Origin of the sequence: Polaromonas sp. A23, assembly GCF_002001015.1 — a bacterium.
Classification (GTDB): Bacteria; Pseudomonadota; Gammaproteobacteria; order Burkholderiales; family Burkholderiaceae_C; genus Polaromonas.
Genome location: NZ_MUNO01000018.1, coordinates 121582 through 133386, shown reverse-complemented (window position 1 = coordinate 133386; position 11805 = coordinate 121582). Strand labels below are relative to the sequence as shown.

Below are 11805 nucleotides of genomic sequence, written 5' to 3'. Positions count from 1 at the left end.
CATTCGTAGCGGCTGACTATCGATAAGTACATATTGTCGCTAGCAACGAAAATTCACCCTCATAAAAGAAATCCGCCTCTCGCCTGCGCAAGAGCGGGTTTTCAAGTTTCTTTTGCATCAAATTGGCCTACAGCCCTTATAGAACAAACGCAAGCAGCTACTGATTCAATAGCGTCTAGTGCCCTGCGGTCGCCCTGCCTCGCTCTTCAAGTGCGGAGGCATGGATTGCGGATCGAGTCCGGAATGACAGATCAGGGGTCTGAAATAGCGGTGATTGAAAGCCGCCGAAGCGGCTAGTGCGCAGCAGCCTTAGAAAACACATTAAGCACCACCACCCCAGAAACAATCAGCCCCATTCCAACAATCGCAGGCATATCAAGCTTCTGATTGAAGAGCAGCCAGCCCACGGCTGAAATCAGGACAACCCCGACACCCGACCAGATGGCGTAGGCCACTCCGACGGGAATGTGGCGCAGGGTGAGCGACAGGAAGAAAAATGATGTGCCGTAGCCGGCAATGACCACAAGAGCCGGCCACAACTTGCGGAAGCCGTCGCTCGCTTTCAGCGCCGATGTAGCAATCACCTCCGCAATGATGGTCACGAAAAGATAAATCCGGCTGTTCATTGCGTTCTCCAGATACGAGAACTTCAAGATCATTCTTCGCCACCAAGCTTGTCGACTTCCCAAGCTACGCCTTCCAAGCGGGTGAGATTAGCAAGAACGCCCTCCTTAAATGCTTTCAGCTTTGCTTCAGGCAATTCCCCCTCCACCATAACCTGAACAAGCCAATGATTCTCTTTCATGCGAATGGCAACGCCATCCACATAAACCTTGAGAATTTTGTCTTCACCATTCTTTATCGGAGCATTGGATGTAAGTCCATCTACCCGGTAAATTGATGCTACGGCGTCGAGGTCAGGTTCATGGCCCAAACTTTCAGAAAGTCGCCGCATATCGTTCTGAAAATCTTCCTTCCAATTAGCATTGCGAGTCCAGAGTGCCTGTCGAATCTGCCACAAGTGATTCTGTTTTCGGTCGAGTCGCGCAAATGTCCATTGTGGCCAACGACGATCTGTGCTGCGCGTCCACACCCAAGTCGTGAGGTCAAGTGCCCATTCATCGATGTTTTCGAGAGGTAGTGCATTCAAACCTCGCTCGATTTCTCCTCCTGAAACAATGATGCGGCCTCGTCCATCGAGCTTGGCTTTGTGTCTGTGAATCCACCCAGGATGATCGCCACTGGTTTCAACCTCTTGAATTTCAAAGTTTGTGATATTCAAACGATAGACCGGCGTACGCCCAAACTGCCGATCTTCTGGGTAACCAAGACAACCAACGATGAGAATGGCATCATCAATCCGTGTGGCGGTATGAAAGTCAGTCGGACGAAAAACCTGCTCTGGATATCCAAATATGCGGATCGACCCATCTGCGTTGAATTCGGTCACATCGTTATAAATGCAAAAGTCTGGGTCGTAGTAGTCCTCGTGTTCGCCAGCGATTTCTATGATGCGACCATCGTCCAGAATGGTGGTGGACCTTCCGAATCGCTGGTAGCACCACACTGGTAGGCGTTCTCTGTTGCCTGAGTCTGCGAATTTCCGACTCGCCTTCCAAGCAGAAGCCCCTGAACGAACCATTGAAAGCCAGAACGGGTTTTCAATTTCTTCCGGGTTTCTAACGCCGAAACGACGGCTTCTCCCTGCGACATAGTCATCTGACGAAACTTCCGGTTCTGAATCATGCTCTACCCCGAGCAATCTGGCGTGCATCTCCACGTTGATGTCGTTGATGTCAGCTCCATGGCTCACCAATAGGCGCACAACTTCCATATTCGCTGCAACTTCAATTGGCCGCTCCGGAATGTGATTGGCCTTATGAATATCCGCCCCACATTGAATTAGAAATATCGCGCAGTCAACCATACCTTGCGAGGCGGCCGCTATCAAAGGCGTATCTAGGAATTCATCCGTGGATTCAATGTCGAATCCTTGATCCACCAGCCAATTCAGCATCGCCACATTATTGTGTTGAACGGCATACTGCATTGGCGTCTTACCGCATCGCCCTGTAGCCAATCGGTTGGCGCCTAGGTCTAACAATAACTGGGCTTTCTCAGTGTCGCCAAGCTGAACCGCAATCAAAAAAGGTGTTCGCTTCCAATAGTCAATTGACTCAAGGTCGTCATTTTTCTTAACCGATTTCTTGATGCTGGTATGTGTGCCATAGACAACTTCGTAAATCGTGCTACTCCATGCGAGCTGATCCCTATCTGCTGAGGCATTGAGCAGCACTGCAACGACGTCAAATCGACCATAGTTGGAAGCAACTCGAAGCGCAGACTCACCATACTCGGTGACCCTGTTAATGTCGTCTCCCTGAGCAATATAGGATTTAACCTTTTCAACGAGGTCAACCTCATTGCTATAAATCGAACCGAGTAAAGTTGTCATACGTTTGGAACTCCTTGTCCTGCTCCTGGCTGGGTATAGAGCTCATAAATCGGGGCTTGTTGATAATTCCGAAGTCGCCGCGTAGCTTACGCCCAATCGACACCAACTTCGGGACAACTGCGGACCCGCTGTAAATGTCAGTAATCGCCCATTGCCGGTGCTCAAGTTAAACCCGTTTCCCGGCTGGTTTGGGCTCATGGAGGACTGCTAGGATGACGACGGTCGGCGAACATGCAACGTCATCGGTAGCTTGTGGCGAGTTAAATTTTTAGTCGAGCTCCACGGAACGCGGCCGTCACAATTCAATTTAGAAACGGAGACATCAGTGCGAACGAATCTGTAAGTGACCGAGTCGTCGCACCCCCGCAAGATTTGCGGCGGGCTTTTTGCTGTTCATGGCGTTTATCGGTGCGTCGACTGTCACTCACTGGACGTCTGTATTGATCGCCCATATTCTTGCGAGAACCAACTAAGGCGAATCGATATTGGTGAGAAAGCGTCTCAATTTAGCAAGAAAATGATCGTCAAATGCCAATTGCTGTTTATGTCTGTTACGTCTTATATGCGGTCTATACGGGAATTTATTTCTACAACCGCGCGCATGGCAAGTCAGCGCAATTTGGTGTCACACGCGTCTTTCAAGATTGGTCCAGTGAATCCAAGAAAGTCGCCGATTTTTGCGTTGGGGGCGTCTTCTTATTTATATCAGGTGTCGTCATCATCAAAACACTCTTTTGATGGGTCTCACTGTTGAATTCCGTCGAAAACTGACCCACCAGAATGTCCGCCTACTAAAGCTCAGGCGTCCGTGCGCTCCAGGACAACTTCCCAAAGGGCTTTGGGCCTGACGTACTTCTTGGTGACAAAGTGCTCAAGCGAAAGCGTGTTCCAGCCTTCTGCAAAGAGTGAATTGATTGCGGCTTCATTGAAGAAGCGTTTGGGCTCGCCCTTGACCATGAAGAAATTGGGCTCGATTTCCGGGTGTCCGCTGGCGCCAAAGTTGTGGTCCTGGTCGGAGTTGAGGCGGCAGAGAAAGACGCCGCCCGGACGCAAGGTTGAACGGATGCGCTCTACCAGGGCTTGCGTCTCGGCCCAGGAAAAATAATGAATCGACAGGCTGGCGACGACGACTCCCAGCTCCCTTGCCACTTCGGGGAACGGCTCCCGAACGTCCCGGCACTCCACCACCGCCGCGGGTACACGAAGCTTCGCAATGCCGGCTGCAATACTGGACAGATCAAAAGCGTGAACCTTCAACCCGGCGCCGGAAAGGACAGCCGTGTCGTCTCCGTGGCCGCAACCAATCTCAAGCACGGTGCCCGAGCCCGCGCGCTCGCGCACAAGGGGAAGCCATCGGTTGAGCCAGGGGTCGGTGAACATTTTTTAGACGCTTTCGATATGTCCCGCAAGAAGTGCGGACTGAAGTCACGAAGCATGGCGTGACTTTACAGCCGCTGATACATCACCAGTGCGTCGACGTACCCGTGCACAGGGTGAAGAAATGCCTCCGGCACCCGGCCCACAGTCTCAAAGCCCATTCCTGTCCAGAGCTTGACGGCCCGATGGTTGCTTGCGATGACGAAGTTGAACTGCATGGCGCGGAAACCTTCTGCGCGGGCAACTTCAAGCGAGTGCGCGCACATGGCGCGTGCCACTCCTTTGCCGTTGGCATCACTTGCGGTCATGTAGCCGCAGTTGGCCACATGCGCCCCGCCGCCCTTGCGGTTGGGGTGCAGCACATAGGTGCCCAGAAGCCTCTCGCCCTCGCAGGCAACAAAACACTGGTTGTCGGGCGCCAGCCAGGCCCCAAGGGCATCTTGCCGGTTGGTATCGCGTGGGAAGTCGTAGGTTTCGCCCGCGCGGATGATGGGCTCCAGGATTTTCCATAGACCGTCTTCGTCTTCTGAAGTTGCTTTCCTTATCGACAGCGTCACTTTCATCTCCTCACCAGAAATGCCAGCAGCTTAACGCCGATATGAAAACCCAACCGGGTGACCGCTGTGCGAGCCACTCGCCCAAAAGAAAACCCGCTTTTGCATGCGCAAAAGCGGGTTTTAGAGGTTTTTATGCATCAAACAGGCCATTAGCCCTTATTCGACGGGCGCAAGCAGCTACTGATTCAATAGCAACCCGCGCCTCCCGTGCGGTTCAATGAGGGTTCAGTGCGTGGTGCGGTCGAACTTGAACACGCCGGGTTCGCGCACAGGGTCCACATCGACCGGGATCGTGCTCTTGGGCAGGAAACGGCCTTCGAGCAGCAGCTTGGATAGCGGGTTCTCGATACGCTGCTGGATCGCGCGCTTGAGCGGCCGGGCGCCGAACACCGGGTCGAAGCCGACCTTGGCCAGTTCGGCAATCGCTGCTTCCGACACCTCCATGTTCAGGTCCATCTTCTGCAGACGCTCGATCAGCGTACGCAGCTGGATGCGCGCGATGGACTCGATGTTCTTCGCGTCGAGAGAGTGGAAGACCACGGTCTCGTCGATGCGGTTCAAAAACTCGGGGCGGAAGTAGTTCTTCAGCTCGCCCTCCACCGCTTCCTTGACGTCTTCATACGGCTGGCCGACCATGGTCTGAATGATGGGCGAACCGATGTTGCTGGTCATCACGATGACGGTATTCTTGAAGTCCACGGTGCGACCCTGGCCGTCGGTCAGGCGGCCGTCGTCGAGCACCTGCAGCAGCACATTGAAAACATCGGGGTGGGCTTTTTCCACCTCGTCGAGCAGCAGCACGCTGTAGGGCTTGCGGCGCACGGCTTCGGTCAGATAGCCGCCTTCTTCGTAACCCACATAACCCGGGGGCGCACCAATGAGGCGGGCGACCGAGTGCTTCTCCATGAACTCGCTCATGTCGACGCGGATGAGGTGATCTTCGCTGTCGAACAGGAAACCGGCCAGGGCCTTGCACAGCTCGGTTTTGCCGACGCCGGTGGGGCCGAGGAAGAGGAAGGAGCCTGTCGGCCGGTTCGGATCACTCAGGCCCGAGCGTGAGCGGCGGATGGCGTTGGCCACCGCGCCTATGGCTTCGTCTTGCCCCACAACGCGTTCGTGCAGCTTGCCTTCCATGAGCAGCAGCTTGTCGCGCTCGCCCTGCATGAGTTTGCTGACCGGAATGCCGGTGGCGCGCGCCACGACTTCGGCGATTTCTTCGGCGCCGACCTGGGTGCGCAGCAGTGTGGGCGCGTTGGATTTGCCTTTGCTGGCTTCGCTGTCTTGCGCTTCTTTGAGCCGCTTTTCAAGCGCCGGCAGCTGGCCGTATTGCAGCTCGGCGACCTTGTTGAAGTCGCCCTTGCGTGTGGACTCCTCGATCTGGAAGCGGATGCGGTCGATCTCTTCCATCACGTCTTTGGAGCCGAGCGCCTGCGCTTTTTCGGCCTGCCAGATTTCGTCGAGGTCGGAGATTTCCTTTTGCAGCTTGGCGATTTCTTCTTCAATCAGGCCAAAGCGTTTTTGCGAGGACTCGTCTTTTTCGCGGCGCACGGCTTCGCGCTCGATCTGCAGCTGGATGAGGCGGCGGTCCAGCCGGTCCATCACTTCGGGCTTGGAGTCCATCTCGATCTTGATCTTGGCCGCAGCCTCGTCGATCAGGTCAATCGCCTTGTCGGGCAGGAAGCGGTCGGTGATGTAGCGGTGGCTGAGCTCGGCCGCGGCCACGATGGCCGGGTCGGTGATCTGCACGCCGTGGTGCACTTCGTACTTTTCCTGCAGGCCGCGCAGGATGGCGATCGTCGCCTCCACGGTCGGCTCGCCCACCAGGATTTTCTGGAAGCGGCGCTCAAGCGCAGCGTCTTTTTCAATGTACTTGCGGTATTCGTCAAGCGTGGTGGCGCCCACGCAGTGCAGCTCGCCCCGCGCCAGCGCGGGCTTGAGCATGTTGCCGGCGTCCATGGCGCCTTCGGCCTTGCCGGCGCCCACCATGGTGTGCAGCTCGTCGATGAAGACAATGGTCTGGCCTTCGTCCTTGGCGAGTTCTTTCAGCACGGTTTTCAGGCGCTCTTCAAATTCGCCTCGGAACTTGGCACCGGCCAGCAGCGCGGCCATGTCCAGGCTCAGCACGCGTTTGCCCTTGAGTGACTCGGGCACCTCGCCGGCCACAATGCGCTGGGCCAGGCCTTCAACAATGGCAGTTTTGCCTACGCCGGGCTCGCCGATGAGCACGGGGTTGTTTTTGGTGCGGCGCTGCAGCACCTGGATGGCGCGGCGGATTTCATCGTCGCGGCCAATCACCGGGTCGAGCTTGCCCAGGCGGGCGCGCTCGGTCAGGTCCATGGTGTATTTCTTCAGGGCCTCGCGCTGGCCTTCGGCTTCGGGGCTGTCCACGCCCTGCCCGCCGCGCACCGCGTCAATGGCCGACTCCAACGCCTTGCGCGTCAGCCCGGCTTCCTTGGCCAGGCGGCCTGCCTCGCTTTTGCTGTCGGCCAGCGCCAGCAAGAACAGCTCGCCGGCAATGAATTGGTCGTTGCGCTTGATGGATTCTTTTTCAGTGGCCTGCAGCAGCTTGCCAAGCTCGGGGCCGACCTGGATTTGCTCCTGGCCCGACACGGAAGGCAGCTTCTTGATGGCGGCGTCGGCAGCCGACTGCAGGGCCGCGACGTTGACACCGGCGCGCTGCAGCAGCGCTTTCGGGCCGTCTTCCTGGCCCAGCATGGCGGCCAGCAGGTGAACCGGCTCGATATAGGCGTTGTCGTTGCCCAGCGCGAGCGACTGTGCGTCGCTGAGCGCTTCCTGGAATTTGGTGGTGAGTTTGTCCTGGCGCATGGCGTCCCTCAAGAGAAGAGTTGATTGCAGATGATCTGGGGCTGGTGGCGTAACTTTTCAATAGCCCTGAGCGTAAGCGGGGTTATGCCTTGTTTATGCGCCGCCTGGCCATAAGGGCGGTTGACAGAGATCAAGCAACGGGAAACAACAGAATCGAAACCGCCCCGGGGCAAACCTATGCTGGCGCTGGAGTAAGCTCTAAAATCAAAGCATGAATATCCACCAGGTTTCCGTGAGTTACCTCCAGGAGCAAGACCGCCTGATGATCCGTATCAACGGCAAGGACGGTGGCGAACTGCGGGCCTTGCTGACCCGGCGCCTGGCGCTGGCGCTGCTGCCGATACTCAGCAGGACCGCGGCCACCGAAATACAGAAAATTGCCGCCCCGGCAGAAACACCCGCCAGCCTGGAAGAACAGCGCGGGCAGTTGCTGACAGCCTTCAAGAAAGAAGCGTCTTTGCGCAGCGGCGACTTTGAAACGCCTTACCGCGACCAGGCCGGGCAACCTGCCGACCTGCCGCTGGGCCCCGAGCCGCTGCTGCTGACGGAAGTGAAGGTTACCCCCATAGGCAACGGCCAGCTGCGCCTGCAGCTGTTTGAAAAATTGCAAGGCCAAGAAGCCGTGCGCAATTTCCAGGTCACCATGGACCCGCCATTGAGCAACGGGCTGCTGCACCTGCTGCACCAGAGCATCAAACTCTCCAATTGGCTGGAAGTACCCGCTGCCCTGACTGCAATACCGCAGGGCCTGCCCCCGGCCGACGCCCTGGAGCCGGCAGAGACGGAGCCCGCCGGGTTGGCCGTCGAAATCGACAAGCCCAAATACCTGAACTGACGGCTAGAACGCCCTTCGACAAGCTCAGCCCGAACGGTGGGGTGGCATGAATTGCGAAAAAATCCGGAGGAGCCCCGCCCTTAGCCTTTGGGAAGCTCCAGCGCAAAGCCGGCGACCTGCTTGTAATGGTCGGATATATCGCGCAATTCCTGCTGGCTAATCAAATCGTCGATGTTGTCAAACGGTTTGCCGCCGCTGAGCGCGTCGACCTTGATATTGATGAAGTCAGGCGGCACGGTTCGGTTGGTCAGAACGATTTTTGCCGTGGCATCGAGCCGCAATTTTTCGTAAACCTGCAGCGCAGCCCGTGCATCGCCGCCGGCATGGGCCGCCAGTTGCTCTGCCAGCACCCGCGCATCAATCAAGGCTTGGGCCGAACCGTTGGAGCCGCGCGGGTACATGGGGTGCGCCGCATCGCCCAGCAGGGTCACCCGCCCAAAGGTCCACTGCGCAACCGGGTCTTTGTCGACCATGGGGTATTCAAGAATTTGCTCAGCTCCTGCAATCAGGGCCGGCACGTCCAGCCAGGGAAAGCGCCAGTCTTTGAAAATGTCCTGAAAATCCTGGAGCTTGCCTTTGCGGTTCCAGTCGTTCATGGCGGCTTCGCCGTGCTGGATCTCGGCCACCCAGTTGATGAGCTGGAGTTCTTCCCCGCCCTGCTTGTCGACGATGGGGTAAATCACCATCTTGCCGGTGTCGATGGAGCCCACACGCAGGTAGCTTTTGCCGCCCAGGATGGGCTTGTGCCGGGTAACGCCGCGCCAGGTGTTGATGCCGGCGAAGGCGACTTTTTCTTCCGGGTAGAACTGGCGCCGCACGGTGGAGTTAACGCCGTCGCAAGCGATCACCACATCGGCCTTGACGGGCGGCAGCGCCATACCGCTGCTGGTTTGCGTGAAATGGAGGGTGGCGCCTGCCTCGGTTTGCTCCACGCCCGTGCAGCGATGGTTGGTATGCACAGCTTCCGGGCCCAGGCGCTCAAGCACTGCCTCGTAAAGAAGCCCGTGCAGCTTGCCGCGCGGAAGACCGATCTCGGGCATGGCGTAGCCAGCATGGCGGCCGCGCGGCTCGCGGTAAATGAACTGGCCGAAGCGGTTGTAAAACACGCTTTCTTCGTTTTCAATGCCCACCGCCTCCAGCTGCGCTTGCAGGCCCAGCGCCGCCAGCTCGCGCATGGCATGGGGCAGCAAAGTGATGCCCACGCCCAGTTCGCGCATTTCAGGCACGGTTTCAAAAACCTCGCTTTTGATGCCGCGCTGCTGCAGCGCGAGCGCCAGGCTCAAACCGCCTATACCGCCGCCAACGATGGCTATTTTCATGGCTCTCTCTTGGTTTGTACCGTTTTGAATGCTCAAACTGGCCTCTAGCCCTTATTCGACGGGCACAAGCAGCTATTAATTACGTAGCAGATCAATTCGCGGTGATGCCCTGGGCCTTGATCAGCTGGGCCCAGCGTTTGGCGTCGGTTTCAACCAGGCGCTGGAATTCAGCCGAGCTGCTGCCAATAGGGTCCATGCCTTGGGTCTGGAAGGCGTTCTTGACTTCGTCGCTCTGCAAAATGCTGCGGATCTCGCGGTTGTACAGGGCCACAAGTTCAGGCGGCGTGCCTGGTGGCGCAAAAATACCGTACCACATGGCCACGTTCACGTTGCCGGCTTTGGCCTCGGCCAGCGTGGGGACGTCTGGAAGCAGAGGGTGGCGCTTGTCACTGCCGATGCCCAGCGCCAGCAGGCGGCCCGCCTTCACATGCGGCAAGGCCACATGAATGGGCAAAAACATGGTTTCAATCTGGCCGCCCAGCAGGTCGGTCAAGGCCGGGCCGGTGCCGCGGTAGGGAATGTGCGTGACAAACACACCCGCTGTGGACTTGAACAGCTCCATCGACAAATGGTGGGGTGTGCCGACCCCGGGCGAGCCGTAGTTGATGCGGCCGGGCGCCTTGCGCGCAGCGGCCACCAGCTCTGCCGCCGTTTGAAAACCGGCCTTGGGATGCGCCACCAGCAGCAACTGGCCCCAGCTGGTGAGCGAGACCGGCATCAAATCTTTCACCGGGTCAAAGCTCAGCTGCGGGTACAGGCTGGCGTTCATGACCAGGGTGTTGACCGTGACCAGCAAGGTACTGCCATTGGGCGCGGCACGCACCACCGCTTCGGTGCCAATGTTGCCGGAGGCGCCGGCGCGGTTGTCCACCACCACGGGGCGGCCCAGGCGCTCCGACAATTTGGGGCCGACGGTGCGGGCAATCAGGTCAATGCCGGTGCCGGGCGTGAAAGGAACAATCAGCCGGATGGGGGCCTGCGGCAAGGCTGACGGCTGGGCCGGCAGGCTGGCTTGCGCATGCAAGCCAGCACCCGCCCCTGCGGTAACCAGCAGCACGGCCCACCTGAAGACGGTGCAGACAGCGCGGCGATTGCGGTCAATATTGATTTTCATCAAAGCGCCCTTTTGGTTTGCATGCTAACTATTATTCGTCAAAAGCAACAGGGCACAATCCCTACATTCCCTTAGCGTCCTTTACCGCTCCATAGCGCTCTACTCGCCTGAACCTGTGACCACCGTGCCCGCTTTCCACAATCTTTCCCAACTTTACGCCCGCCCCGGCTTTTTGCTGCGCCGCGCCCACCAGATATCGGCCGCTGTTTTCGAGGACGAATGCCGCAGCTTGGGGCTGACGCCCGCTCAATTTGGCGTGCTCAGCGTGCTTCGGGCCAATCCGGGCTTGGACCAGTCCAGCTTGGCGCGCGCGCTGGGCTTTGACAAGGTCACCGTGCTGCGCGTACTGCGCGGCCTGGAAACGCGGGGCCTGATTGATCGGGTGCCCGCACCCGCGAACCGGCGCAACCTGTCCATTACCTTGTCTGCCACCGGCAGGGAGATGCTGAAGCAGGCGCAAGAACCCGCCGACCGCGCGTATGACCGCCTGATGACGCCGCTGAACAAGACGCAGCGCGCCCAGTTGGTTGAGTTACTGCAGGTGCTGACCACCGGGCTGGAAAACGAAGCGCGAGCCGCTTTTGTGCCGCCAGGCCAGGAAGCCGACGCGGCAGACTGAGTTCTTCCGCGGCCCCGGGCTCCTGGCTCAGGCGTTGGAGGCCTGGATTCCCCACTTGGCCAGCGCTGCATCGTCACTGACGCGTGCATCCACCCAACGCGCGCCCTCGGGCGTTTGCTCTTTTTTCCAGAACGGCGCCTGGGTTTTCAGGTAGTCCATCAAAAACTCGCAGGCCTGAAAACTTTCGCCGCGGTGCGCCGAGGTCACGGCCACCATGACCACCTGGTCCAGCGGCTGCAGCAGGCCAACGCGGTGGATCACACGCACGCCGAAAATGTTGAAGCGCGTCATGGCCTCGTCGATCATGGCTTCGATGGCTTTTTCGGTCATGCCGGGGTAGTGCTCTAGCTCCATCGAAAGCACGTCGGCAGCTTCAGCCGTCGAACGCAGCGAAGGGCCGCCCCGAGCAAGTTCAGCCCCCTCGGGGGGCAGCGCAGTACGCGAAGCGACAAGCGTGGGGGCCAAATTCCTGTCCCTCACGGTGCCTGTGAAGGTGCACACCGCACCCACCCGCTTGTCGCCCGCGCGCAATGCAGCTACTTCATCGGCAAGGTTGAAGTCTTCGGTCGTGATCAGTACGCGGGGAGATACGTGGTGAGGTGCCATGGTTGCAATTTTGCCACTCACCTACCTGAAGGTGATACATGCAGGTAAGATTTAACGCATGACCGAACGCACCAACCGCCTGACCCCCTGGACGCCC

At 58.3% G+C, this 11805-nt stretch carries 11 protein-coding genes; 3 read left to right on the top strand and 8 right to left on the bottom strand.

Features of this window, described 5'->3' with window-relative positions; genetic code table 11:
* Positions 1-293 precede the first annotated feature (293 nt).
* Both B0B52_RS09525 and B0B52_RS09520 read right to left on the bottom strand, forming a co-directional pair.
* On the bottom strand, positions 294-626 hold the full coding sequence (locus B0B52_RS09525) for an SMR family transporter (protein ID WP_077593392.1): 333 nt from the start codon (positions 624-626) through the stop codon (positions 294-296).
* A 29-nt stretch (positions 627-655) separates the two neighbouring features.
* Entirely contained in the window at positions 656-2455 is a 1800-nt protein-coding gene (locus B0B52_RS09520; protein ID WP_077593391.1) for an ankyrin repeat domain-containing protein, read from the bottom strand.
* A gap of 528 nt (positions 2456-2983) precedes the next feature.
* Between B0B52_RS09520 and B0B52_RS22135 the strand changes: the two genes are divergently transcribed.
* Positions 2984-3193 (top strand): hypothetical protein, encoded by a 210-nt coding sequence (locus B0B52_RS22135; RefSeq protein WP_139351882.1) that lies wholly within the window; start codon positions 2984-2986, stop codon positions 3191-3193.
* 60 nt (positions 3194-3253) lie between these two features.
* Here B0B52_RS22135 and B0B52_RS09515 read toward each other — a convergent pair whose 3' ends face one another.
* The 3 genes from B0B52_RS09515 to clpB all read right to left on the bottom strand — a co-directional run bounded on the left by B0B52_RS09515 (position 3254) and on the right by clpB (position 7215).
* Positions 3254-3835, bottom strand: a complete 582-nt coding sequence (locus tag B0B52_RS09515) for a trans-aconitate 2-methyltransferase (protein WP_077593390.1) — start codon at positions 3833-3835, stop codon at positions 3254-3256.
* 65 nt (positions 3836-3900) lie between these two features.
* Positions 3901-4395 carry a GNAT family N-acetyltransferase gene (locus tag B0B52_RS09510; protein ID WP_174575483.1) on the bottom strand — a complete coding sequence of 165 codons (495 nt, stop codon included), beginning with the start codon at positions 4393-4395 and terminating at the stop codon, positions 3901-3903.
* Between the two features lie 219 nt (positions 4396-4614).
* Entirely contained in the window at positions 4615-7215 is a 2601-nt protein-coding gene (gene clpB, locus B0B52_RS09505) for an ATP-dependent chaperone ClpB (protein ID WP_077593389.1), read from the bottom strand.
* Between the two features lie 211 nt (positions 7216-7426).
* Here clpB and B0B52_RS09500 point away from each other — a divergent pair, with 211 nt between their 5' ends.
* Entirely contained in the window at positions 7427-8050 is a 624-nt protein-coding gene (locus tag B0B52_RS09500; protein WP_077593388.1) for a hypothetical protein, read from the top strand.
* Between the two features lie 80 nt (positions 8051-8130).
* On the opposite strand, the gene B0B52_RS09495 is transcribed toward B0B52_RS09500, so the two are convergent.
* Both B0B52_RS09495 and B0B52_RS09490 read right to left on the bottom strand, forming a co-directional pair.
* Entirely contained in the window at positions 8131-9369 is a 1239-nt protein-coding gene (locus B0B52_RS09495) for a flavin-dependent oxidoreductase (protein WP_077593387.1), read from the bottom strand.
* Between the two features lie 91 nt (positions 9370-9460).
* Entirely contained in the window at positions 9461-10483 is a 1023-nt protein-coding gene (locus tag B0B52_RS09490) for a tripartite tricarboxylate transporter substrate binding protein (RefSeq protein WP_077593386.1), read from the bottom strand.
* Positions 10484-10607: 124 nt separating this feature from the next.
* On the opposite strand from B0B52_RS09490, the gene B0B52_RS09485 reads away from it, so the two are divergent.
* The gene (locus tag B0B52_RS09485; protein WP_077593568.1) at positions 10608-11102 is read left to right on the top strand and encodes a MarR family winged helix-turn-helix transcriptional regulator; all 495 of its coding nucleotides are present in this window, start codon (positions 10608-10610) and stop codon (positions 11100-11102) included.
* Positions 11103-11129: 27 nt separating this feature from the next.
* On the opposite strand, the gene B0B52_RS09480 is transcribed toward B0B52_RS09485, so the two are convergent.
* A complete protein-coding gene (locus B0B52_RS09480) occupies positions 11130-11708 on the bottom strand; it encodes a molybdenum cofactor biosynthesis protein MoaE (protein ID WP_077593385.1) in 579 nt (192 codons plus the stop codon).
* Positions 11709-11805: the final 97 nt, after the last annotated feature.